Annotated in this window: 19 protein-coding genes; 6 read left to right on the plus strand and 13 right to left on the minus strand. The window is 65.6% G+C overall.

Annotation, left to right across the window (positions count from 1 at the left end):
* Positions 1 to 28 precede the first annotated feature (28 nt).
* Genes QA649_RS40680 through QA649_RS40690 form a run of 3 tightly spaced genes read left to right on the plus strand, consistent with a single transcriptional unit; the run spans position 29 to position 2,598 of the window.
* Complete coding sequence (locus QA649_RS40680; RefSeq protein WP_283022061.1) at positions 29 to 691, plus strand: chloramphenicol acetyltransferase; 663 nt, start codon at positions 29 to 31, stop codon at positions 689 to 691.
* Complete coding sequence (locus tag QA649_RS40685) at positions 688 to 1,881, plus strand: alpha-D-ribose 1-methylphosphonate 5-triphosphate diphosphatase (protein WP_283022062.1); 1,194 nt, start codon at positions 688 to 690, stop codon at positions 1,879 to 1,881. The genes QA649_RS40680 and QA649_RS40685 overlap by 4 nt, the downstream gene beginning before the upstream one ends.
* Positions 1,882 to 1,899: 18 nt before the next feature.
* The gene (locus tag QA649_RS40690; RefSeq protein WP_283022063.1) at positions 1,900 to 2,598 is read left to right on the plus strand and encodes a DUF1045 domain-containing protein; all 699 of its coding nucleotides are present in this window, start codon (positions 1,900 to 1,902) and stop codon (positions 2,596 to 2,598) included.
* Between the two features lie 3 nt (positions 2,599 to 2,601).
* Here QA649_RS40690 and QA649_RS40695 read toward each other — a convergent pair whose 3' ends face one another.
* From QA649_RS40695 to QA649_RS40725, 7 genes are all read right to left on the minus strand, one after another.
* Entirely contained in the window at positions 2,602 to 3,210 is a 609-nt protein-coding gene (locus tag QA649_RS40695; RefSeq protein WP_283026211.1) for a hypothetical protein, read from the minus strand.
* A gap of 83 nt (positions 3,211 to 3,293) precedes the next feature.
* The gene (locus tag QA649_RS40700) at positions 3,294 to 4,694 is read right to left on the minus strand and encodes a selenium-binding protein SBP56-related protein (protein ID WP_283022064.1); all 1,401 of its coding nucleotides are present in this window, start codon (positions 4,692 to 4,694) and stop codon (positions 3,294 to 3,296) included.
* A gap of 286 nt (positions 4,695 to 4,980) precedes the next feature.
* A complete protein-coding gene (locus QA649_RS40705) occupies positions 4,981 to 5,919 on the minus strand; it encodes a dihydrodipicolinate synthase family protein (protein ID WP_283022065.1) in 939 nt (312 codons plus the stop codon).
* Positions 5,920 to 6,043: 124 nt separating this feature from the next.
* A complete protein-coding gene (locus tag QA649_RS40710) occupies positions 6,044 to 8,125 on the minus strand; it encodes a methyl-accepting chemotaxis protein (RefSeq protein ID WP_283022066.1) in 2,082 nt (693 codons plus the stop codon).
* 120 nt (positions 8,126 to 8,245) lie between these two features.
* Positions 8,246 to 9,016 (minus strand): enoyl-CoA hydratase, encoded by a 771-nt coding sequence (locus QA649_RS40715; protein ID WP_283022067.1) that lies wholly within the window; start codon positions 9,014 to 9,016, stop codon positions 8,246 to 8,248.
* Between the two features lie 10 nt (positions 9,017 to 9,026).
* Positions 9,027 to 9,476, minus strand: a complete 450-nt coding sequence (locus QA649_RS40720; protein WP_283022068.1) for a MarR family winged helix-turn-helix transcriptional regulator — start codon at positions 9,474 to 9,476, stop codon at positions 9,027 to 9,029.
* 47 nt (positions 9,477 to 9,523) lie between these two features.
* Positions 9,524 to 10,186 (minus strand): TetR/AcrR family transcriptional regulator, encoded by a 663-nt coding sequence (locus tag QA649_RS40725; RefSeq protein WP_283022069.1) that lies wholly within the window; start codon positions 10,184 to 10,186, stop codon positions 9,524 to 9,526.
* A 90-nt stretch (positions 10,187 to 10,276) separates the two neighbouring features.
* On the opposite strand from QA649_RS40725, the gene QA649_RS40730 reads away from it, so the two are divergent.
* From QA649_RS40730 to QA649_RS40740, 3 genes are all read left to right on the plus strand, one after another.
* Positions 10,277 to 11,527, plus strand: coding sequence for an HlyD family secretion protein (locus QA649_RS40730; RefSeq protein WP_283022070.1), 1,251 nt, complete (start codon positions 10,277 to 10,279; stop codon positions 11,525 to 11,527).
* On the plus strand, positions 11,469 to 13,091 hold the full coding sequence (locus tag QA649_RS40735; RefSeq protein WP_283022071.1) for a DHA2 family efflux MFS transporter permease subunit: 1,623 nt from the start codon (positions 11,469 to 11,471) through the stop codon (positions 13,089 to 13,091). Before QA649_RS40730 ends, QA649_RS40735 begins: the two co-directional genes overlap by 59 nt.
* A 110-nt stretch (positions 13,092 to 13,201) precedes the next feature.
* Positions 13,202 to 14,923: an ATP-dependent Clp protease adaptor ClpS gene (locus tag QA649_RS40740; protein ID WP_283022072.1), complete on the plus strand. Its 1,722-nt coding sequence runs from the start codon at positions 13,202 to 13,204 to the stop codon at positions 14,921 to 14,923.
* 45 nt (positions 14,924 to 14,968) lie between these two features.
* On the opposite strand, the gene QA649_RS40745 is transcribed toward QA649_RS40740, so the two are convergent.
* From QA649_RS40745 to QA649_RS40770, 6 genes are all read right to left on the minus strand, one after another.
* Positions 14,969 to 16,630: a tannase/feruloyl esterase family alpha/beta hydrolase gene (locus QA649_RS40745; RefSeq protein WP_283022073.1), complete on the minus strand. Its 1,662-nt coding sequence runs from the start codon at positions 16,628 to 16,630 to the stop codon at positions 14,969 to 14,971.
* Between the two features lie 92 nt (positions 16,631 to 16,722).
* On the minus strand, positions 16,723 to 18,177 hold the full coding sequence (locus QA649_RS40750; protein WP_283022074.1) for an SLC13 family permease: 1,455 nt from the start codon (positions 18,175 to 18,177) through the stop codon (positions 16,723 to 16,725).
* A 3-nt stretch (positions 18,178 to 18,180) separates the two neighbouring features.
* A complete protein-coding gene (locus QA649_RS40755) occupies positions 18,181 to 19,200 on the minus strand; it encodes a patatin-like phospholipase family protein (RefSeq protein WP_283022075.1) in 1,020 nt (339 codons plus the stop codon).
* A gap of 214 nt (positions 19,201 to 19,414) precedes the next feature.
* On the minus strand, positions 19,415 to 20,659 hold the full coding sequence (gene serA / locus QA649_RS40760) for a phosphoglycerate dehydrogenase (protein WP_283022076.1): 1,245 nt from the start codon (positions 20,657 to 20,659) through the stop codon (positions 19,415 to 19,417).
* 291 nt (positions 20,660 to 20,950) lie between these two features.
* Positions 20,951 to 22,183, minus strand: coding sequence for a rhodanese-like domain-containing protein (locus tag QA649_RS40765; RefSeq protein WP_283022077.1), 1,233 nt, complete (start codon positions 22,181 to 22,183; stop codon positions 20,951 to 20,953).
* A 74-nt stretch (positions 22,184 to 22,257) separates the two neighbouring features.
* Entirely contained in the window at positions 22,258 to 23,454 is a 1,197-nt protein-coding gene (locus QA649_RS40770; protein ID WP_283022078.1) for a PepSY-associated TM helix domain-containing protein, read from the minus strand.

Consider the following 23,454-nt stretch of genomic DNA (forward strand, 5'->3'; position numbering starts at 1 on the left):
CGCCCGCCCTCGAACGTTCGGACGCAACATGGCCGGCAAGGTGCTCTCAGTCCAACCGACCATCGACGCGTCCGCGAAGCTGCATGAGACCAGGCTCGGCGCCTACACCGAGGTCGGCGCGCGCACCATCCTGCACGAGGTCACGATGGGTGATTACTCCTATGTCGTGAACGACGCGCATATCACCTACACGACCATCGGAAAGTTCTGCTCGATCGCAGCGATGACGCGCATCAACCCGGGCAATCATCCGATGCACCGCGCGACGCAGGCGCATTTCACCTATCGTTCCAGCGCCTATTTCGAAGGCGAGAGCGACGATGCCGAGTTCTTCGATTGGCGGCGCCAGCATCATGTTCATATCGGCCACGATGTCTGGATCGGCCATGGCGCGATCGTGCTGCCGGGCCGCAACATCGGCACCGGCGCGGTGATCGCAGCCGGCGCCATCGTCACCAAGGACGTGCCGGCCTACACCATCGTCGCCGGCAATCCGGCGCGGATCGTGCGGCGGCGGTTCTCGGAAGAGATCGCCGATCGGCTCGCAAGGCTCGCCTGGTGGGACTGGGATCACGACAAATTGCGTGAAGCCCTGCCTCATTTCCGCAAGCTCGGGATTGAAGATTTCCTCGCCACGTATGAAGCACGGACAAGCTCCCCTCGCAGCAGCAAGAAAAGCGCAATCGCGTGACAGACATTTTCCTTGAAGGCGGCCGGGCCCTGATCGGCGCCGAGATCGTCGAAACTTCCCTGAGTGTCTCTGGTATCGATATTGCCGAGGTCGACGCCTCTCGCGGCCGCGCGCGGCTCGCGATCGATGCGCGCAACCTGCTGGTGCTACCCGGCATCGTCGACCTGCACGGCGATGCCTTCGAGCGGCAGATGATGCCGCGCGCCGGCGTCGACTTCCCGATCGACGTCGCGCTCGCCGACAGCGACCGCCAGGCGATCAGCAACGGCATCACCACGGTGTTTCACGCCACGACCTGCTCGTGGGAGCCGGGCCTGCGCAGCGTCGGCAACGCGCGCGGCCTGATGGAGGCGATCGAGCGGCAGCGCCCGCAATTCGCCGCCGACACCCGCTTCCATCTGCGGCACGAGACCTACAATCTCGACGCGGAGGACGAGATCGCGCAATGGCTCAGCGAGGGCCGCGTCGACCTGTTCGCCTTCAACGACCACATGGACGGCACCGTGGCCGACATGGCCAAGCCGCGCAAGCGCAACCGCATGGTGGAGCGCACCGGGCTGTCGAGCGAGGATTTTGACAAGCTGGTCGATCGCGTGGTGGCGCGCGCCGCTGACGTGCCGGCCTCTGTGTCACGGCTGGCTTCGGCCGCCCGCACCGCCGCGGTGCGGATGCTCTCGCACGACGATGCGACACCGGCGATGCGCCAGGAGTTTCGCGAGCTGGGCGCTGACATCGCGGAGTTTCCGATCAACGAGGAGACCGCGCGGGCAGCGGCAAGCCACGGCGATGCCATTGTCTACGGCGCGCCCAACGTCGTGCGCGGCGGCAGCCACACCGGCTGGACCAAGGCGTCCGACATGATCGCAAAAGGGCTCTGCTCGGTGCTGGCGTCGGATTACTACTATCCCGCACAGCTGCTCGCCGCATTCCGCCTCGCCGCCGACGGCGTCCTGCCGCTGACCGAAGCCTGGAATCTGGTCTCCGCCGGTCCTGCCCGCGCGACCGGCCTCACCGATCGCGGCGTGCTCGCGGAAGGACACCGCGCGGACATTCTGCTGGTCGACGACAGCATGCCGCTGCGGCCTCGGCTGATCGCGGTGATCGCCGGCGGCAAGCTCGTGCATCTTACCGATGCGACACGGCTGCTCGCAGCGGTGGCAACGCCGCGCGAAGCTGTCGTTGCGGCCTAAACCGGTTATGCTCGGACGATGACCGATTCCCCCCGTTACGCGATCTATTTTGCCGCAGGCAGCAACAGCGCCCTCTCCCGCTTCGGCGCCGAGCTGCTCGGTTATGATGCCTACACCGGCGACGAATTGCCGTTTCCCCACGACGCACGGCATGTCGCGCCCGACTGGCGCGACATCACCGCCGATCCCCGCAAATACGGCTTTCACGGCACGCTGAAAGCGCCGATGGCGCTCGCGCCCGGCAGGACCGAAGCGGAGTTGGTCACGGCCTGCGCGGCGTTCGCGGGCAAGGCACGGACGATCCCGACGATCCGCCCCATCGTCGATTCTATCAGCGGCTTCATTGCGGTCATTCCGGCCGAGCCCGTCGGTGCGATCGAGCAACTCGCCGCCGATTGCGTTCGGGAATTCGATTCCTTTCGCACCGTGCTGACCGCGGAAGATCGCGCGCGGCGTAGACCTGAGAAGCTCAGCGAACGGCAGCGCGATTATCTCGATCGCTGGGGCTATCCTTACGTGATGGAAGAATTCCGCTTCCACATGACGCTGACGGGGCGGCTGGATGCGGAGCGGCGCGGGCCGATCCTGGAGATGCTGCGCGCGAGGTTTGCGACGCTCGATCTCGATGCGCTGGCAATCGATCGCCTCGCGCTGTTCAGGCAGGATGATGCCAAGGCGCGCTTCCGCATCATCGGCGAGTGGGCATTGGCGCGGTAGAGCTTAGCGCCAGCTCGCAAGATTGAAGGCGAGCGCCACCGCGCCGACCAGAATGAGGCTGGTTGCCCAGATGGCATCCAGATTGAACCAGCTTCGCGAAACGAACCTCAATCCCAGATAGCGGTAGACCAGCCACGCCAGACACCCGCCGGTGCCGACCATGGCGGTCACGTGAACCAGGGACACCAGCACCGCCATCCCGAAACTTGACTTCAAAAGGCTTGCCTTCATCAGCGCGCCTGCCGCCTCATGCCCGGCATCGAGCTCGAAGGCCTGGCAGAGCCCGAGATAGATCGGCACGAGCATCAGGGCGGCGCCGTGAGCAATGGCGACGGCAAATGACCAGAGCGCCAATTGCGTTGGCGGAATTCGTGCCAGCGACCGTGGATGGCGCCGGTCGATCAGCCGATAGACGCCGAAGCCGATGACGAGCAGGCTCGCACCGATCTGGATCGGACGCTGCCATTCGGCCAGCACGAGGAGGAACGCGAATGGCAGCAGCACGAGAAGTGTGGCCAGGAGATGCCCGGCCGCCAGGGCCCACAATGCACGGAAGAGCGCGCGCGGGCTCTTTTCCAGGAGTCCGGCGGAAACGGCGAGCGGCCATCCCATGCCCGGATTGATCCCGTGGTAGAGACCGCTCGCAACAAGCGCGAGCCACAGCCAGGCGAGCGCCGGGCTCGCATGCGTCCAATCTAGACCGACGGGTAGCAAAAGGAGTCCGTCGAACAATCGCCGCCCTCGAGCCTGATCTGGTGCGCACGATATCCGTCGGGGAAGCTCACGAAATAGTCCTTGTCGAGCTCGAGGCCGCCGTTGCGACCGACATTGGCCATGACCTCCACGCCCGGAACCCCATCGGGATAGAACTGGTCGTCCCAGGTGGAATAGAGTGAATTGGTCCAGTACACGCGCCGGCCGTCGCGGCTGATCTCGACCATCTGCGGTCCCGCCGCAAAGGCCTTGCCGTTGGGATGGGGCGTGCGGCGCGCGATGCCTCCGATGTGGACCGAGCCCGCAAGCTTCGGCTTTCTGGGATCGCTGACGTCGTACTGGCGCATTTCACCCGTGCCCCAGCACGAGACATAGAGAAACCGGTCGTCCATCGACAGGTCGATGTCCGTCACAAGCGGTGGCACGGCGCCAAATCCCTGCAGCAGTGGCGGGAGCTTCTCCTTGGGCGCGGGCTCGGGAGGGATCGTCGCCGTCTTTTCGGCATGGAATTTTCCACCCTCGCGCCACCAGGTCCAGATCGATGCTTCGAGGTTGGTGGTGTCGACCACGACGCCGACGAAGCCGTACTCGCGAACCGGATCGTGCGCCGGCCGCACCTCCAGTGCCATCTGATGATTGGCGCCGAGATCGATGGTCTGGACGTTGCGACGGGCGCGAAGGTCCCAGAAGTGGAGACGATGGCCATATTTATTCGCTAGCAGATCCTCTGGGACGATCCCGTTCTCGAACTGCGGCGGCAACGCCCATTCGCTGGTCACCATGTAATCGCGCGGCAGATTCCACCAGAAGTCATAATGCAGTGTCTGCGGGCCGCGGTCGATCTCCCATCGTCCAAGGACATCGAACGTCTCGCAATCCATGATGAAGACGCCTGGAGGTCCATTGGTGCCGTCCTTGCCGCCGCCGCCCAGCGTGCTCACATAGATGCCGTCCGGCCCGCAATGGATGGTGTGCGGCCGCGAGTAACCGGTCTTCTTGAAGACCTCCTCCGGTTCGATGATCTTGTGGATCTTGGCCTTGGTCGGATCGGGCTTGGTATCGATGATGTAGATCCGCGACGAGCGCAGCCCGGGGATGATGAGATAGCGCCGCTCGATGAAGGCGTGGCCAACGAGAGGCGACAAGGCGGAGGAGCAGGCATTCCAGCCGAAGTGATGAAACTCGTCGCCCTTGTTGGGCATCGTCACGGTGTGGACGATCTGGCTATAGGTCGGCGATCCCGGCTTGACGTCGATGACCGCGAGAGCGTCCGGCTTCGAGAAATCCGGACTGAGCAGCAAGGTGTAGGCAAAGTTCTCCGCAGGTGCTTCCATCGCAAGCTTGGGCGATGCGTGAAAGGTCGGATCCGGCCTCATCGTCATGGCACTGCCTCCCTGTTCTGTCGGTTCGCTCCAACCTGGCTCGGGATAGCGGCATAATGAAGAACTGTTGCGCGATGTCTTGAGATGCTCCGTGGGCCTGGTCGGCAAGCGTACAATATGCCATCGCCGAGCTGCGGGAAACGGCCCGGGCCGCGCTAATTCGACGCCTTCAGGCGAAATGGGCGGCCCCCGTCATCGCGAGCGAAGCGAAGCAATCCAGGATTTCTCCGCGGAAACAGTCCGGATTGCTTCGTCGCTTCGCTCCTCGCAATGACGGCGGAGAGACCTATTTCCCCCACCGCAGCGCCAATGCATCGCGCTCCTTGGCGAGCTCCAAGAGCCCGGCCCGGGTCGCCGGATGCAGCGGCTGCAAGGGATGCCGCACGGCCTCCGACTTGATCACGCCGCCGGCCTGCATCATCGCCTTGCAGGCGATCAGGCCGCATTGGCGGTTCTCGTAATTGATCAGCGGCAGCCAGCGTTCATAGGCGGCCTTCGCCTTTTCGCGGTCGCCGGCGAAATAGGGATCGATGATCTGGCGGATGCCGTCGGGATAGCCGCCGCCGGTCATGGCGCCGGTGGCGCCGGCGTCGAGATCGGCGAGCAGCGTGATCGCCTCCTCGCCGTCCCAGGGCCCCTCGATGTCCTTGCCTCCCGCTTCGATCAGGCTGCGAAGCTTTGCAGCAGCGCCCGGAACCTCGATCTTGAAATAGCGGATGTTCGAGAATTCACGCGCCAACCGCGCCAGCAGCTCGACCGACAGCGGCGTGCCGGCGACCGGCGCGTCCTGGATCATGATGGGAATGTTGATCGCGCCCGAAAGCACCTTGAAGAATTCGACGATGCCCTTCTCGGGGACGCGGAAGGTCGCGCCATGATAGGGCGGCATCACCATCACCATGGCAGCACCGGCGGCTTCGGCCTGCTTGCTGCGCGCGGCGCAGACGGCGGAGCTGAAATGGGTGGTGGTGACGATGACGGGAACCCGGCCCGCGACCTGTTCCAGCACCGTATGCATCACGGTTTCGCGCTCGGCATCGGTGAGCACGAACTGCTCGGAGAAGTTGGCGAGAATGCAGAGACCGTGCGAGCCGGCGTCGATCATGAAATCGATGCAGCGGCGCTGGCCCTCGAGGTCGAGCTCGCCGCGCTCGTCGAAGATGGTGGGCGCGACCGGGAACACGCCGCGGTAGGGGCGCTGGGCCTTGTGTGGGGTGACCGGCATCGAACTCTCCATCCCTGAGGTGTCTTACGTCTGTCGCCGCATACGGGGCGCGGCGGCACACATGTACCCGCCGCGCGGACCGGCGGCAATGGCCGCGCGACGTCAGGATGGGGGATGAGCGAAGTTACGCGGTCTTCACCGCGCCGAGGAAACCCTCGACCGCGACGCGGAGACGATCGGCATCGGCCGACATATTCTTCACGGATTCCGACAGCACCGTGCCGGCGTTGCCGGTCTCCTGGTTGAGCCTCGCGACGCTGCCGATGGTGTCGGTGACCTCGCGGGTGCCTTGGGCGGCCTGCTGGAAGTTGCGCGAGATCTCGGTGGTGGCCGCGCGCTGCTGCTCGACGGCGGCGGCAATCGCCGTCATTTTCTCGTCGATGCCGCTGATGGCGCCGCCGATGGCGCGGATCGCGGTCACGGCTTGGCCCGTCGCGCCCTGGATCTCCTCGACCTGGCGGGAGATCTCTTCGGTCGCCGTCGCGGTCTGTGCGGCGAGGCTCTTGACCTCGCCGGCGACCACGGCGAAGCCGCGGCCGGCCTCGCCCGCGCGCGCGGCCTCGATGGTGGCGTTCAGGGCCAGCAGGTTGGTCTGGCCGGCGATGGCGTGGATCATCTTCACGACTTCGCTGATGCGGCTCGCGGTCTGGTCGAGGATCTCGACCGTGGCGTTGGTCTGCTCGGCCTGCGACACGGCCTCGCGGGCCTCGCGGGCGCTCGACTGCACCTGCGCGGAAATCTCGCCGACGGAGGCGGATAGCTCCTCGGTCGCGGCCGCGATGGTCTCGAGATTGTTGGTGGCCTGCTCGGCCGCCGAGGACACCGCCGCGGTCTGGCTGCTCGATTCCGCAACCAGCGAGCGCACGCCCGTTGCCGTCGTATCAAGCTCCTTGGCCGAGGCCGCAACGCTGTGAATGACGGCCTGCACGGTGTCGTCGAAGCTGCGGCACGCCGCATCCACCGTGCCGGAGCGGGCAAGCTGCAGCGCCTGCTGCGATTCGCGTTCCTGGCCGAGACGCTCGGCGGTCGCCGCGCTTTCGCGCAGGCTTTCGAGCGCTGCGGCCATGGTGCCGAACTCGTCGGGATATTTGGACTGCGGAACGGGTGTCGCATAATCGCGCGCGCCGATCCGCGCGATGGCGTCAAGAATGGCGCGCACCGGCCGCATCAGGCGGCTGCGCACCACATAGACGCCGGCCAGGGTCACGGCGAGCGCCAGCAGGAACGCGAGCGATTGCACCACGAGATTGGTGAGGGCCTTGGCCTGGATCCTCTCCGCGCGCGCGATCGACTGGTCGAGGGCCTTGTTCGCGATGGCGACGATGGGCGCGAACGGGGATTGGCACAGCACATTCCATTCCGAGGCGGACATCGCGGGCTTGCCGCTGCCGTCGAAATTCCTGGTGAGGTCGTTGATCTGCTTGAGGACGCCGTCGGTCTTGGCCTTCGCGTCCGACGCAGCCGTCACCAGCTCAGCCGTCACATCGGGCGCAGCCAGTAGCTCCGCCATGCCTGCCCAGCCGGACGTGATGGTGCCATCCCACTGCGCCACCGACCGCTTCTGGGCGTCGTCGAGCGGCTTGCTGCTGTTGACGTTCGAGCGAAGCGACGAGCAATGGATGCCATAGCGGTCGCGCACCTGCCAGGCGAAGCGGCGGACCTGGATCATGCGGGCGATGTAGGGATCGTTCATCCAGGCGCGGTTCGACACCGCGGTGGAGGCGAGGTTCGCGGTGTCGATGACCTTGGTGACGGCATCGTACCAGGAATTGGTCCGCTCGATCTTGCGCTCGGCGCGCGGACGCCTGGCTTCGTCGTAGAACAGCTGGAACTGCGGCGCGGCGTCGTTCCAGCGCTGCTTCAGCGTGCCGGCGAGCTCATCGCGGCGCGCGAAATCGACGGTCGCGAGCGCGGCGATGATGCCGTCATAGCCGGCCTGCTCGGCTTTCTCGGCTTCGGCGAGCTTTGCCTTGGGATCGTCCTCGCCAAGGATGGCACTCTGGGCGTCGCCGCGGTTGTTGCGGAGCGCGAGGACGCCATGGAAGATCGCCTTGTCCGCGGCGGCGAGGCGGGCCGTTTCCAGGCTCTCGCTATAGCGACCGAAGGCGCCGACCATCTGGATCGCGGTGCTGGTCAGCGCACCGGCCGCCAGGAGCGCCATCAGCACCAGAAGCAGCGTGCTTACCGATTTCTTAAGAATTGCCATGAGCAGGGGGCCTATTCGTCAATAGCGGCCACCTTGCATCGCGACATGCCAATGTTTCGTTAAGGTTGTAGTCAAACACCGGCTTTCCGGCCTGCCGCGCTTCCACGCGGCCAGGTTCCATTACGCAACCTTCGTGAAATCCGGCGGGCGGCGCTCGGCGAACGCCGTGAAAGCTTCACGTGCCTCGGCCGTGCGCAGGCGCTGCGCGAACTGCTCGCCTTCCGCCTGCATCTGCGCGACCAGCGCCTCGCCGTTGCGCATCAGCTTCTTGGTGGCGGTGAGCGCGCCGGCCGGCTGGCGGGCGAGCCGCTGTGCGAGTGCAAGCGCCTCGGCGTCGAGCCTGTCGAGCGGGACGACGCGGTTGGCGAGACCCCATTCCAGCGCGGCCTTGGCCGGCACGGTCTCGCCGAGCGCGAACATCTCATAAGCGCGGGCATAGCCGATGCGCGCCGGCATCAAGAGGCTGGATGCGGCTTCGGGCACCAGGGCGAGGCTGACGAAGGGCGTCGACAATTGCGCGTTATCGGCGAGCACGACGAGGTCGCAATGCAGCAGCATCGTGGTGCCGACGCCGACGGCGCGGCCCTGCACGGCCGCGACCAGCGGCCGGGTGCAGCGCGCCAGCGACTGGATGAAGCGGACGACGTTGCGGCTACCTTCCGACTTGCCGGATGCGACGGCCGCGAACTCGCCGACATCGTTGCCGGCGGTGAACATGTCGCCCTCGCCGCGGATCAGGATCACGCGGGCAGACGGATCGAATTCGGCGGATTCGATGGTGTCGGCGAGCTTGCCGTACATCGCATCGGTCAGCGCGTTCTTCTTGTCGGGCCGCGCCAGGGTGAGGGTAAGAATTCCGTTGTTGTTCTCGAGGCGGACGTGCTCGGTCATTGCTCTCTCCTTAATCTTCGGGGTCTCTTGGAAACTTGTCCTGGACGCTCGTCAGCCAGCGCGCGACGATGTCGATCTCCGCGGCTGTAAATCCGTCCGTCAGCGCCGCGTTGATCCTGGCCGCGTCGGTCTTCGCCTGCGCCAACGCGGTGCGCCCCTTCGGCGTCAGCCACACGCGAAAGGCGCGTCCGTCCTCGCGATCGGCCCGGCGCTCGACCAGCCTCGCCGCAGCGCTGCGATCGACCAGCCCGGAAATGCCGGCCGGTCCCATGTCGAGCGCCGCGCTGGCCTCGCCCATGAGGATACCATCCTGCTTGCCGAGAATGAACAGCAGCCCGGCCTGCGCCGGCGTGACCTCATTCTGAGGTTGCGCCGCCATCCAGCGCTGCAAACGCCGCTGTGCGACGTTGAGCAGGTAGATCAGCCGGTGATGCCTCGCCTCTGGCGATTTATTTCGCATGCGAAACATATAGTCGAGCTGCGGCCGATTGTCAAAACCTGCCGGAGCTAACTGCCCGACGGCCCGCGACAGCCGTCGAGCAGAATTGCGGCGCATGTCTGCGCCCGCCTCTCGATCTCCTTGCGCGAGGGCAATGCAAGGCTGGCGTAGATCGCCGCGCGCTGCGGCGCTGAGACCATCATGCCGATCATCATCCCGGCGGCTTCATCGACGTTATCGAGCACGATCCGCTTCTTCTTGACCTGATCGCGAAGCCAGCCCGCAAGCGCCGCCGCGGTACGGGAGATGCCGTCCCTGTAGAAATTCGCGGCAAGGTCGGGAAACGTGGCTGACTGTTGCAGCACCATACGCTGCAGCGCCACGACCTCTGGATCGAGCGCGAGATCGGCACAGGCGACAAGCACGGCAGCCAGGCTGGTTTCGATATCGGCCTGGTTGTTGGCCTGAAGATTGACGTCGGACAGCAACCGGTCGAGCCGGTCCGCGCACATCGCCTCGAACAGCGCGGCCTTGCCCGGAAACAGCCGATAGAGAGTCTTGGTGGAGATGCCGGCGCCGCGCGCCAGCTCTTCGGTGCTGGTTGCTGCGTAGCCATCGACGGCGAAGGCGTGCCGTGCCGCCTCGATGACGATCCGCTTCGTCTCGTCGTCGCTGCGTACCGGCGGCCGCCCGCGCGGGCGGCCTTCTGATGACGGTTTTGCCTGAGCCATGTTTTTAGATGATGCCTGTCATTCCATTGACTCTCCCCAAGCTAGTCCTATTTTGGAAATCGTCAAGTTTCCTAATTCAGGGAGCCGGCCATGACCGTGCACACCAACCCGTCCAAGAGTGAAACCATCGTGGTGCCGACCAGCCCGCCCGAAGGCATTCTGCCCCCAGCGCCGGTCCCCGCCCCGCGCCGAAAGCTGAACCTTCGCAAGCTGTTGCTGGCAGGCGTGGCCGCTGCCGCCCTCGCCGGCGCGGGCTGGTACGGCTACGATTACTGGACCGTCGGCCAATACCTCGTCTCCACCGATGACGCCTATGTGAAGGCCGACAACACCACCATCGCGCCGAAGGTCAGCGGCTATCTCGACCGCGTTCTGGTCGGCGATAACGAGCATGTGAAGGCCGGCCAGGTGCTGGCCCGGATCGACGACCGCGACTTCCGCGTCGCGCTCGATCAGGCCAAGGCTGACGTGCAGGCGGCGAACGCCACGGTCGTCAGCAAGGAGGCCCAGCTCGAGGTTCAGGAAGCGGTGATCGCGGCCGCGAAGGCGACCATCGATGTCGACACCGCCGCGAAGACCTTCGCCCAGCAGGAGAACAAGCGCTACACGGATCTTGCCAGGACCGGCTATGGCAGCGTGCAGAATGCGCAGCAGGCGCAGGCGCGCGATGCCGGTGCGGACGCCGCGATCGCGCGCGACAACGCCAACCTCGTCTCCGCACAGAAGCAGGTCGATCTCCTCAAGGCCGAGATCGTGCAGGCCAAGGCCGCCGCCGCGCGCGCAGTCGCGGTCCAGCAACAGGCGGAGCTCAATCTCGGTTACACCACGATTGTCTCACCGATCGACGGCGTCGTCGGCAACCGCACCTTGCGCGTCGGCCAGTATGTGCAGGCGGGCACGCAGCTGATGTCGATCGTGCCGGCCACGGGCGCCTATGTGGTCGCCAATTTCAAGGAGACCCAGCTCACCCATGTCCGCGCCGGACAGAGCGTCGAGATCGAGGTCGACACGTTCCCGGGCCAGCTCGTGCACGGCCACGTCGATTCCATCGCGCCGGCCAGCGGCCAGGAATTCGCGCTGCTGCCGCCCGACAACGCCACCGGCAATTTCACCAAGATCGTGCAGCGCATTCCCGTGAAGATCGCGCTGGACACCGAGACCGCGCCCGCGATCGCGCTGCGGCCCGGCATGTCCGTGATCCCGACGATCGCAACGCGCTCAGCGCCGACCGCCCAGGCGGCAGCGACGCCCAAAGCAAAACCTGTTTCCGGAGGGTCGTGCCATGTCAAACAGCCTCTCAATATCGACGCCAGCACAAGCAATTCCGGCCGCGACGCCTGAGCGCGTCGCTGCCGACCCCAATCGGGCCAGCGCCACGATCTGGATCGCCGTGTTCGCGGCGATGATCGGCGCCTTCATGGCGATCCTGAACATCCAGATCACCAACGCCTCGCTGCTCAACATCGAGGGCGGCATCGGCACCGGCGCCGACAACGGATCCTGGATCTCGACGTCCTATCTGATCGGCGAGATCATCGTCATTCCGTTGACCGACTATCTGTCGCGGGTGTTCTCGTTCCGCAACATCATCCTGAGCTTCGCGAGCCTGTTCGCAGCGTTCTCGGTCGCCTGTGCCTTCACCCACGATCTGCCCTCGATGATCGCGATGCGCGGTCTTCAGGGCTTCTTCGGCGGCGTGCTGATCCCGATGGCGTTCACGCTGGTCTTCACCAAGTTGCCGAAGGGCCAGCAGCCGATCGGCCTTGCCATGTTCTCGCTCGCGGTGACCTTTGCCCCGGCGATCGGCCCGACCATCGGCGGCTATCTCACCGAGAACTACGGCTGGCAGACCATCTTCTATGTCAACGTGTTGCCCACCGCCATCATGGTGACCATCCTCTTCTTCACCCTGGAGCGCCAGCCGATAAATCTCGGTCTGCTGCGTGAAGGCGACTGGTTCGGCATCGCGACCATGGCGATCGGCCTCGCTTCGCTGCAAGCCGTGCTGGAAGAAGGCAACAAGGACGACTGGTTCGGCTCGCCGTTCATCGTGCGGCTCGCCATCATCGCCGCGATCAGCCTGTCGCTGTTCATCGCCAACGAGCTGATGGTGGAGAAGCCGCTGCTGCGCCTGCGCCTGTTGACGCAGTGGAATTTCGGCATCGGCACGATTGCCGCCGTGTTCCTCGGCTTCGCGCTGTTCGGCTCGGTCTATCTGCTGCCCGCCTATCTCGGCCAGGTGCAGGGCTACAATGCCGAGCAGATCGGCAACGTGCTGGCCTGGACCGGCCTGCCGCAGCTCCTGCTGATTCCGCTGGTTCCGAAGCTGATGCAGCGCTTCGACGGCCGCTATGTCGCGACCGTCGGCCTGCTGCTGTTCGCCGCGAGCTCCTTCATGAACATCCAGATGTCGCTCGACTATTCCGGCGACCAGTTCCTGGTGCCCAACATCGTACGCGCGGTCGGCCAGGCGCTGACGCTCGCGCCGCTCTCGGCGCTCAGCCTCGGCAGCGTCGCGCCGCAGGATGCGGCCGCTGCCTCCGGCATCTCCAACATGATGCGCAACCTCGGCGGCGCCATCGGCACCGCGGTGCTCGCCACCATCGTCACCAAGCGCGAGCAGTTCCACTCCAACATCATCGGCCATTCGATCACGCTCGGCCGCGAGGAAGTCCGTGATCGCATCGCGCAGATGACCAATTACTTCATCGCGCACGGCGTCCCCGACCCCAACGCCGCGCGCGAGCAGGCCATCATCGCGCTCGGCAAGACCGTGAAGCGCCAGGCGCTGGTGATGGGCTATTCCGACACCTTTGCCGTGATCGGCGTGGTGCTGGTCCTCGCCGCAATCGCGGTGCTGCTGACGCGACGGGTGAAGGCGGCGGGTGGAGGCGGCGCGCATTAGAGCTTCGAGAACGAACGACCAAATCGACGCGGCCGTCACGCTTGACGGCCGCGTCCTTTTTTGTTCCCTATTTGTTCCGATCAATTATAGGTTGCTCGAAGGGACACTTCATGGGCGATACCCAGGTCGCGGACCTGCCGGCTCAGCTCGTGCTGCATGGCGACGAAGATACTCCGCGTGAATTCATCGTTGACCTGTTGCGTCGCGTCTTCGGCAAGTCGGAAAGTGAAGCCGCCTCCGTGATTGCCGACATGGGGAGGCATGGCGCGGCAGCCTGCGGTCCCTACCCACCACCGGTCGCAGGCGCCCTGCTGGAATCTGCACGGCGTCGTGTCGCTGCCGCCGGCCACCCACTCCTGATCACAAGCGAAACGGCGAAGTCCTGCTGCGAGCTTTGCGGCCGACCGACCGCGCAGTCGGAAGCACAATTGGTGGACCGCACAGTGTGGCTGTGCGCCGATTGCGTACTCGCAGCAGCAAGCGCATCGCAGGACCTCCCCTCGGAGGAGTTCAATTACACGTTCGGTGTCTTGAATTGGCACTTCGCCGATGTGCCGCGAAGTCAGCTGGTGACCACGGTACGCCAATTTCCTGGCCACATGCGGGCAGACGTCCAGGCCGCCATCGACCGATTATTTGCGTCTCCGGTCCGGCTATTCGGTATCGCCGAGGACCGCCGCTACGAGACGCTATCCATGTCGAGATTGATGCAGAACGACCGCTTCGCGGCGACGATCGCACCGCTTCAGTACAACGACGTCGATATCGGCGAACCGACACCAGCCAAGTGCCTCGACAATGGTCTTTGGCTTTGCGCAACCGCCGGTCTCCGCTACGCGGTGCTTCTGGCCATTCATCGTGAATACAGCCGCGAGATCGGCGTGCGGATCGAAATCATGGCGCCGGCCGGGGCCGCAGGCTCAGCGCTTGTCCAGCAGTGCTTCAGCGCGCTGGAGGACGCCGTTCAGGCCGCGCGCACCTACCGCGGCAAGATTCTCTCTCTCGATGCCGATTCCGACTACCGTGGGCGCTCGCGCGGGATCACGGTGCACCGGCTTCCTTCCGTCAGTCGTGACGAAGTGATCCTGCCTGAACAGACGTTACGGCTACTTGATCGCAACGTCCTGAACTTCGTGGGCACGCGAGATGTGCTGCGCCGCCTCGGACAGTCGACCCGGAAGGGTATCTTACTCTACGGCCCACCCGGCACGGGCAAGACTCACACCATCCGCTATCTCGCGGCCCATCTGCCCGGTCATACGACGCTGATCATCACAGCGGAGCAAATCGGCCTGCTCGGCGCCTATATGAATCTCGCTCGCCTCCTGCAACCGGCCATGGTTGTGATCGAAGACGTCGATCTCATCGCGCGGCAGCGCGAGAACATGAGCGGCTGCGAAGAACCGCTGCTCAACCGATTACTTAACGAGATGGATGGCTTGAAGCAGGACGCGGACATCCTGTTCGTGCTGACAACAAATCGGCCTCAGCAACTCGAAGGCGCCCTAGCGGGCCGCCCCGGTCGCATAGATCAGGCCATCGAAGTGCCGCTTCCCGACGAGACCGGCCGCAACAAACTGGTCCGGCTCTATGGCCGGGGACTGCCACTCGACGACGCTGTTGTCGCCGAAGCCGCCCGACGCAGCGAGGGCACAAGTTGTGCATTCATCAAGGAATTGATGCGGCGGCTGGCACAAGCAAGTCTCGCACGCGATGGCGGCAACTCCGTCATTTCCGCGGATATCGACGAAGCCCTCGATGACATGCTGTTCGCTGGCGGCCGGCTTAATGCGCGACTGCTCGGCGGTGCGCAGGCGATGGCGGCAGGATGAGCGGTGCGTTTCTCCCTCTCGCCGCAAGCGAGGAGAGGTGAAGGGCTACTGCGCGCAGAAATAGCTCGACGCCTCCGTCACCGACCCCGCCTTGTAGTGCGGCCAGGCCGGCCAGCGGCACAGTGGCAGCGCGCGGACGACAGGGAACGCGGGCGCTTCGACCTTCTGCTCGGTGACCTCGAGGTCGCCGGGCGCCTGGTCTTTCTCGACCCAGTCGACCAGCACGCTGAGCATGTCGACATTGGCGGGCGCCCCGGAGCCGACATGATCGACACCGGGCGCGGTGTAGAGCCGCGCGAACTGCGCCGCCGTCGCCGTCCCCATCAAGCGCTCGACGCTCTCGAAATAGCGGATGCCGGCATAGGGGCTTTGCGCATAGTCAGCCATGTGCTCGAGGATGATCAGCTTGCCCTTGCGCTCGCGAAAGCGGCTGAGATCGGGATTCGTCGAATCCATCAGGTTGGAGACCTCGAGCAGCCGCGCCTTGTGGTCCTCGGGTTTGTAGGTGGTGACGTCGAGCTTGGGATCGCGCGCGAACACATATTGAATGCCGCCGGCGCCATAGATCCAGGCGATGCCGTTGTTGGGCGCGGGCGGCTGCGCCGGCGGCGCGGTGCCGAGCCACCACGACACCCAGCCGCCGGTCGGACCGGCCGCCGGCGTGTCCTCGCCCGACACGCCCCAGCCCGGATAGTCGTCGAGGCCGTTGGCGAGCACGAACGGAAATTTGTAGGTCGCATGCAGCGTGTTGATCGCCTTGATCTGGGGATCGGTCAGGCACTGATCGCCACTCTTGCCGGCCCCGCAGCGCAGCGTCTCGACTTTGAACACTGCCTTGCAGGTGACGGGATCCTGCACCAGCGCGTCGTCGGAGCCGTCAGCCTTGTCACACGCCGCACGCACGGCCTCGCCGACGAGCTTGACCTGCGCCGGGTTGATCCAGCCCTCGCCCATGGTTGCAAGTCCCGACCGCATGCCGGCATGCTGCAGGCCGACCCAGTTGATGACGGGCACGCGGGCGAAGATGCCGTCGAAATCGTCGGGGTAACGCTGCGCCATGGTCAGGCCTTCGCGGCCGCCTTCGGACGAGCCCATGAAATACATCTTCTCGGGCTTCTTGCCGTAGGCGCGCTCCATCAGCGTCACGGCCGCGTCGCGCACCTTCTTGTAGGCGCGGTGGGCGAAATTCTCGAAGGCTTCTTCATTCAACGCGAACACCTGCGGCAGCTCGCCCGGCTTTGTCTCGTGACCTGAGTCGGTGCCGTAGGTCACAAAACCGCGCGCGAGCGGCGACGGCTTGTCGAAGGGATAGGCCGGCGGCAGCGCAAGGCCGGTGATCAGCACGCCGTTGAAGCCGCCGCCGCCATATTGTACCGAGCGGCCGTTCCACTCGACGGGCAGGTTGACCTGGAATTTGATCGGCGGCGCCTTGGGATCGACGGGGTCGATATGGCCGAGCACCTTGCAGAAGCCCGGATTGGCGGGGGTGATGCGCCCCGACGGCGTCGGGCCGCGCTCGGCAACAGCGAGTTGCGATGGCGACTGAAACGTCGTGGCATCGATCTTCACGGCATCGGTGCCGCCGACCAGCCCCTTGCAGACCGTTTCGGCATCCTCCGCCAGCGTCACCGCCGATGCGCTGCTCGCGCTCATTGCGGCCGCCGTGCCCACGAGCCATGCACACAGCTTCGCTCTGTATCGCGTCATCGTTTCCACCCGGCTTGTTCTGTTGCGTTCGAAAGTTGGCCGCATTCAATGCAACCTTCGCCCGTTCGTCAATCACTGAGGCCGGCTTTCCGTCAGAACGAGCCCAGTGCGCTGCCCAGGGCGATCACCGCCACCAGCGCCAGGAGCGACGTCACGATGCCGACCATGACGATGTCGAAATAGCTGTCGCGATGGGTGAGGCCGCAGATCGCGAGCAGGCTGACCACCGCGCCATTGTGCGGCAGGATGTCCAGCGTACCCGCGCCGATCACCGCCACGCGATGCATCAGCGCAAGGTCGATGCCGGTCCGCCCGGCAAGTTCGACATAGGTCGGACCGAGAGCCTCGAGGGCGATGGTCAGACCGCCTGACGCCGACCCGGTCAGCGCGGCCAGGGTATTGGTCGCGACGGCGAGCGAGACTAGCGGTCCGCCCTGGATCGCGAGCACCCAGTCGCGCACGATCGTGAACGCCGGCAGCGCGGCGACGACGGCGCCGAATCCGACGAGGCTGGCGACGCTGAACGCCGGCAGGACAGATGCATTGGCCCCGGCATCCATGGTCCGGCGCAGCGCCGGCAAGCGCGCCCAGTTCAGCGCGATGGTCGCGACGATGGCTGCCGCCAGCGCGACCGCGACCGACCACACGCCCGCGACGGCTGCGAGCGTCGTGTCGCCAAAGCGTTGCTCGGCGAGATAGCTGACATCGAGCCGCGGCAGCACCACGAGCGACATCACCAGATTCACGGTGACGACGACGACCAGCGGCGCGATGGCGTTCAGCACGGGCGAAGGCCGGTCGCTGCGATGACCGTGCTGCAGCTCCGCCGGATCGAACTCGCGGGCGGTCGTCGCGCGTTCGCGCACGAGCTCGTCGGCGGCGGCCTGCTCGATCGCACCGTCGGCATCGTCGCCATAACCCTCCCCGGCACGGCGCGCCGCAGCTTCAGCACGGTGCAGCCACCACAATCCCGTGCCGAGCATGATGAGCGAGGCGATGATGCCGAAGCCCGGCGCGGCAAACGGCGTCGTGCCGAAGAACGGCATCGGGATCGCATTCTGGATCGACGGCGTGCCCGGCAGGGCCGACATCGTGAAGGTCGACGTTCCCAGCACGATCGCGGCCGGGATCAGGCGGCGCGGGATCGAAGCCGCGCGAAACAGCGAACGGGCCATGGGAACGATGACAAAGAACGCGACGAACAGGCTGACGCCGCCATAGGTGACCAGTGCGCCGGCGAGCACGACCGCCAGGATCACGCGCCGCTCGCCGAGACGCTCCGCCATGAAGCCTGCGACCGAGGTCACCGCGCCGCTGTCGTCCATCAGCTTGCCGAACACGGCGCCAAGCAGAAAGATCGGGAAGAACTGCGCCAGGAATCCCGCTGCGTTCACCATGAACACCTGGGTCAGGTTCGCGAGCAGCGGCTCACCGCCGAACAGCGCGGCAACGAGGGCCGCGAACGGCGCGAGCAGAAGCACGCTCCAGCCGCGGAAGGCAAACAGGACGAGCAGGCCGAGCCCGACGAGGAGGCCGAGGAGACCCATGCCTCAGCACTCCGTCAGGAGGACGTCGAGATCGGCGGTCGATCGCCGCCCGATGTCGGCACCATGCTCGCCGAGAAAAGCGTCTGCGGCCATACGCCCTTCGGCGCGCAGCATCGAGACGAATTCCCATTCCGCGTTGAGCTTTGACGAGGCGCCGAACTTCGCCAGCATGTCGCTCTTGATCCGGTGCGTCCGCATCTTCGCCCAGCGCGCGCCCTCGCCGCTGCCGGGATCCGCCGCCTGGCGCAGCAGCGCGATCATGCGCAGCTCCTTCATCAGCGGCGAGTTGAACGAGATTTCGTTGAGCCGGTTGAGGATCTCCGCAGCCGTCCGCGGTTCCTCCAGCCGCTCGGTCGGATTGATCTGGACGAGAATGGTATCGTGCGCGTCGCTTTCGCGAACCAGCGGCGTGATCGTCGGGTTGCCGGCAAAACCGCCGTCCCAATAGGGCTCGCCGTCGATCTCGATGGCGCGGAACATGGTCGGCAGGCAGGCCGATGCCAGCAGCACATCCGCCGTGATCTCCGCGTTGCGGAAGATCCGGCCGCGCCCGGTGCGCACCCGCGTCGCGGTGATGAACAGCTGGATCGGCGAGCGCACGAGGCGTTCGAAATCGATGCTCTCGGCCAGCACCGCGCGCAGCGGATTGTAGCCGGTCGGATTGAGATCGTAGGGCGACAGCACACGCGACATCAGGTCGGTGAGGATGTAGAAGGGCGACGTATCGAGGGTCCAGCGCCCCATCAAGCGGTCGAGCGGCGAGCGTTGCAGCGGGCTGAGGGCCGCGGCCTTCGAGACACGGCGCCAGTATTGGTCGAGCGCCTCACGCGCGCCCTCCGCGCCGCCGGCCGTCCAGCCGTCCGCCAGCACCGCCGCATTCATCGCGCCTGCGGAGGTTCCGGAGATTGCGGCGATCTCCAGCCATTTCTCTTCCAGGAGGCGGTCGAGCACGCCCCAGGAGAAGGCGCCGTGCGAACCGCCGCCCTGCAGCGCGAGATCAATCAGTACGGCGTCGCGTTCCATGGCGGACACTCACGCAACTGAAGCTCAAATGCGACGCGATTTTCGACCACGTCGAATTCGACCGCAGTGTGAGAGCAGTCGCCACAAGATGCAACCGGAACGTGGAGCTCTAGAGCCATTCCGTTCCGATGCGATCGGAGCGGAAATAGCTCTAGCTTCTGGCATTGACGCGTTTTCTTGACGCGAACCGGTATCCACTTCGCTCGAAAACGCTTTAGTGCTCGAATACCAGCCTTGCGCCGACCGTGCCGTCGAGGGCGCGGATCTGCTGCAGCAGCTCGCCCGAATCCTGGCCGCCGAGATCGGCATCGAGCACGACGTAGCCGAGATCGCCAGCGGTCTCCAGATATTGCGCGGCGATGTTGATGTCGCGCTGCAGGAAGACCTCGTTCAGCCGCCGCAGCATGCCCGGCACGTTGCGATGGACGTGGCTGAAGCGCGCGCCGGAGGGACGCAGATGCAGCTGCACTTCCGGGAAATTCACCGCGCCCATGGTCGAGCCCGTGATGAAATAGTCGACCAGCTTGCGTGCGACCTCGCCGCCGATGCGCTCCTGTGCCTCCTCGGTCGAGCCTCCGACATGCGGCGTGAGGATGACGTTGTTGAGGCCCTGCACCGGGCTCTTGAATCGCTCGGAATTCGAGGACGGCTCGACCGGAAACACGTCGATGGCGGCGCCGGCGATGTGGCCGTCGCCCAAGGCGCGCGCCAGCGCATCGAGATCGACCACGGTGCCGCGGCTGTTGTTGATCAGGAACGAGCCAGGCTTCATCGCCCGCAGCTCCTTTTCGCCGATCATGCCTGATGTCTCCGGCGTTTCCGGCACGTGCAGGCTGACGACGTCGCTCTGCGCCAGCAGCTCTTCGAGCTTCTCGACCGGCTCGGTGTTGCCGTGGCGGAGCTTGTCGGTGCGGTCGTAGAAGATCACGCGCATGCCCATGGCTTCGGCGAGCGTCGAGAGCTGCGAGCCGATATTGCCGTAGCCGACGATGCCGAGGGTGCGGCCGCGCACCTCGCGGCTGCCGGCCGCCGACTTGTCCCAGCCGCCCTCATGAGCCGAGACCGAGCGCGGAAAGATCTGCCGCAGCAGCATCACGATCTCGCCGATCACGAGCTCGGCAACGCTGCGCGTGTTGGAGAACGGCGCGTTGAATACGGGAATACCGCGCTTGCGCGCCGCCAGCAGATCGACCTGGTTGGTGCCGACGCTGAAACAACCGACCGCAAGCAGCTCATCGGCAGCGGCGAGCACGTCGTCGGTGATCTGGGTGCGCGAGCGGATGCCGAGCAGCGAGACGCCCTTGAGCGCCCGGCGCAGATCCTCGCCGTCCAGCGCCTTGGTGAGCCGCTCGACATTGGTGAAACCCGCGCTCCTGAACAGGTCCACAGCGCTGTCATTGACGCCTTCGAGCAGCAGCGCCTTCGCGCTCCGCTCAGGGCTTTGGCCTGGGGCTGGCATAGTATCTCCTGAAATGGCGGCTTTGCCGCAGCTCATAGACCGCAGACGGTGCACAGCACAATAGGGGTCGGATACGGGGAGAAGATGGCGGGGGCGACGGGTGTGCTTGGCATCCCACCAGCTCCGTCATTCCCGCACGCACAATAGCCGCACAGTCATCCTGAGGTGCGAGTGGCGCGATGCCCAGCATCGCGCCGGGAGCCTCGAAGGATGAACGGCCCCGATGCAGCCGGGCCACCGCCCTTCGAGGGCCGCTAAGAAGCGGCCACCTCACGGTGACGGTACTCAGAATCAAATCACATAAAACCCGTGCGTCCCGTCGAGCCGGAGTTGCTCGACGAGGCCGTATTCCCAGTCGAGATAGGCCTGCATCGCGGCTTGCGCGACGTCGGTGCCCTCATAGGGGCGGCGGTAGCGGTGGGCCGGATCGGGCTTCGGCAGCACCAGCGGCGGGGCGACTTCCAGCGCGCCGTCATAGCCGCCCTCGCGCACATAGACCTCCCAGCCCATCTGTGCGAGCCAGGACGCCGTCATGTCGGCGCGCACGCCCTTGTCGTCGGTCAGGACAATGCGCGCGCCGCGCACCGGCGCCGCCATGTCGGTCTCCTGCACCAGTTGGCCACCCGGATAGTGACGAAAGCCCGGGAGATGGCCGGCCGCATATTCCTCGGCGTCGCGGACGTCGAAACGGTAGAGCGTGCGATCAATCTGCGCGACAAGCGCCGTCATCTCGCGCGCGCCGACGTGGCGGACACCGGCGCGATAGGCGACGTCACGGGCATTGGCCGGGCCGCCCTCGAACGATCCGATCGCGCCGCGCCTGTCGGCACCGTGATTGAGCGCGTGCCGCGCCAGCGTCCAGCCGATCGTGCCGTTGCGCAGCGCGCGCACGTTGTTCGGCACGCCGGCATTGATCAGCGACTGCGTGCCGATGATCGAGCGGGTGCGGCCGGCGCAATTGACGATGATGGTGGTGTCAGGATCGGGCGCGGCCTGGCCTGCCCGCAGCACCAGCTCCGCGCCGGGCACGCTGACCGAGCCCGGAATGTTCATGGTCGCATATTCGTCGAAACCGCGGACGTCGAGGATGGCGATGTTGGCCTTCTCCGCAATGAGCTTTGCCACTTCGTCGGCGCTGAACGAGGGCGTATGGCGGCGCGCCTCGACCAGCTCGCCGAACGCTTTCGAATAGGAATTGACGTCCTCGAACATTTGATAGCCCGCATCGCGCCAGGCCTTCAGCCCGCCCTCGAGCGCACTGATATTGGTGTAGCCGAGCGCGGCAAGGCGTTCGCCGCCGGTCGCGACCAGTCCTTCGCCGCCATCATAGAGCACGATCGCCACGTCCTTGCGCGGCAGCCGCACCTCGGCCTCGATCGCGATCCGGTCCGCGGCCATGTTGGCGGCGAACAGCGGATGGCCGGTGGCAAAGGCGGCCTCATATCTGAGATCGAGCAGCGCGATCTCCTCGCGCAGGAGCAGCGCACTGCGGATATCGGCGGGGGTGACGGTGAGAAGCTTCATGGCGTGAACCCTGAGGAGGACGAGCCATGGGCTTTTGAACGATTGCAAGCGTGTTGGCTAGCCTTCGCGACGGCTCACTCGCCGGGAACGAGTTGCCCGATCGGCGGTTGCGCGGGCCGCCGCAGCTTGCGGCGCGACAGGTAAAGCAAAATGCCGGTGACCAGGAACAGCGGCATCAAGCCCGCGGCAATCATGAACACGAGCTTGCCCGGCCACCCCAGGATCGCGCCGCGATGGATGTCGTAGATGGCCGCGATTGTCTTCTCGCCGAACGTCTTGTCGACATAGCGCTCCGCGGAAACCAACTGACCGGTTACGGCGTCGATACGAAACTCGTCGCGCGCGGCCTCGAGCGTCATGTCCTTCGCCCACGACCGGATCCGTATCACCGTCCCAGGGCCGGCCGGCAGCGTCAGCAAGGCCCTGGAGAAGCGGCCGCCCTCCTCGCGTTGGAACGTCGTCCATGCCTGATCGAATCCGATCGGCTGGGCTTGCTCGGGATGGCCGGCCGCGCGCGAAGCCTTTGCGGGCATCTTAGGCTGCATCTTCGCAGCACTGACCTCAGGGCGCGACAGCAGCCAGACGACGCCGTCCTTGTACCAGTCGAACGCGTACCACAGGCCCGTGAGCGTCATCACCAGATAGACCGGAAGAACCCAGGTGCCGATGACCGCATGCAGCGAGCGATGCAGCCCGCGCCCGCTGAGGCCGAGATTGGGCTTGAGCCACATCTTCACGCTGCGTGCGCGGCGCGGCCAGCGCAGCAGGAGGCCTGACACCAGCATGACGATCAGACCGAGCGCGACAAAGCCCGTGATCTGCCGCCCCCATCCCTTGGCGTCGCCGGGGATCAGCAGCCAGCGATGCAGCCTGCGCACGGTCGCAAAGAATTCTTCGCCACGCGGTGCCCCCAACACGCGCGCGTCATAGGGGTCAACATAGAGCGACGTCGGCCGCGTGCCCTGCTCGTCGCGCGCGAAGCGAACACGCACCGTCGCGGCCGGATCGCTGGACAGCGTCACCGCCGAGACCTTGCCGAGATCCTGTCCTGCCTTCAGCCGGGCAACCAGTTCGTCCGGCATCAACGCAGGCGCCTGGCGCGGTGCGACATGCATGATGCCGTCGTTGAGATGGTCGACGATCTCGTCCTCAAAGCTCATGACCGCGCCGGTCAGCGCGATCACGGCAAGCACCAGCGCGAGCGCCAGGCCCGCAATGGAATGGACCTGGAGCAGGGCAGCCTTGATGGTGTGGCCCAGCCGCGCTGCCAT

This window comes from Bradyrhizobium sp. CB1717 (assembly GCF_029714325.1).
Lineage (GTDB): Bacteria > Pseudomonadota > Alphaproteobacteria > Rhizobiales > Xanthobacteraceae > Bradyrhizobium.

Bases quoted from the DNA above. Each gene is read 5' to 3' on its own strand.
- QA649_RS40765 (WP_283022077.1), bottom strand. From the start codon at position 22,183: ATGAAGCTTCTCACCGTCACCCCCGCCGATATCCGCAGTGCGCTGCTC.
- QA649_RS40710 (WP_283022066.1), bottom strand. From the start codon at position 8,125: ATGGCAATTCTTAAGAAATCGGTAAGCACGCTGCTTCTGGTGCTGATG.
- QA649_RS40740 (WP_283022072.1), top strand. From the start codon at position 13,202: ATGGGCGATACCCAGGTCGCGGACCTGCCGGCTCAGCTCGTGCTGCAT.
- QA649_RS40735 (WP_283022071.1), top strand. From the start codon at position 11,469: ATGTCAAACAGCCTCTCAATATCGACGCCAGCACAAGCAATTCCGGCC.
- QA649_RS40680 (WP_283022061.1), top strand. From the start codon at position 29: ATGGCCGGCAAGGTGCTCTCAGTCCAACCGACCATCGACGCGTCCGCG.
- QA649_RS40715 (WP_283022067.1), bottom strand. From the start codon at position 9,016: ATGACCGAGCACGTCCGCCTCGAGAACAACAACGGAATTCTTACCCTC.
- QA649_RS40750 (WP_283022074.1), bottom strand. From the start codon at position 18,177: ATGGGTCTCCTCGGCCTCCTCGTCGGGCTCGGCCTGCTCGTCCTGTTT.
- QA649_RS40770 (WP_283022078.1), bottom strand. From the start codon at position 23,454: ATGGCAGCGCGGCTGGGCCACACCATCAAGGCTGCCCTGCTCCAGGTC.
- QA649_RS40745 (WP_283022073.1), bottom strand. From the start codon at position 16,630: ATGACGCGATACAGAGCGAAGCTGTGTGCATGGCTCGTGGGCACGGCG.
- QA649_RS40705 (WP_283022065.1), bottom strand. From the start codon at position 5,919: ATGCCGGTCACCCCACACAAGGCCCAGCGCCCCTACCGCGGCGTGTTC.
- QA649_RS40730 (WP_283022070.1), top strand. From the start codon at position 10,277: ATGACCGTGCACACCAACCCGTCCAAGAGTGAAACCATCGTGGTGCCG.
- QA649_RS40720 (WP_283022068.1), bottom strand. From the start codon at position 9,476: ATGCGAAATAAATCGCCAGAGGCGAGGCATCACCGGCTGATCTACCTG.
- serA (WP_283022076.1), bottom strand. From the start codon at position 20,659: ATGCCAGCCCCAGGCCAAAGCCCTGAGCGGAGCGCGAAGGCGCTGCTG.
- QA649_RS40695 (WP_283026211.1), bottom strand. From the start codon at position 3,210: ATGGGATGGCCGCTCGCCGTTTCCGCCGGACTCCTGGAAAAGAGCCCG.
- QA649_RS40725 (WP_283022069.1), bottom strand. From the start codon at position 10,186: ATGGCTCAGGCAAAACCGTCATCAGAAGGCCGCCCGCGCGGGCGGCCG.
- QA649_RS40755 (WP_283022075.1), bottom strand. From the start codon at position 19,200: ATGGAACGCGACGCCGTACTGATTGATCTCGCGCTGCAGGGCGGCGGT.
- QA649_RS40700 (WP_283022064.1), bottom strand. From the start codon at position 4,694: ATGACGATGAGGCCGGATCCGACCTTTCACGCATCGCCCAAGCTTGCG.
- QA649_RS40690 (WP_283022063.1), top strand. From the start codon at position 1,900: ATGACCGATTCCCCCCGTTACGCGATCTATTTTGCCGCAGGCAGCAAC.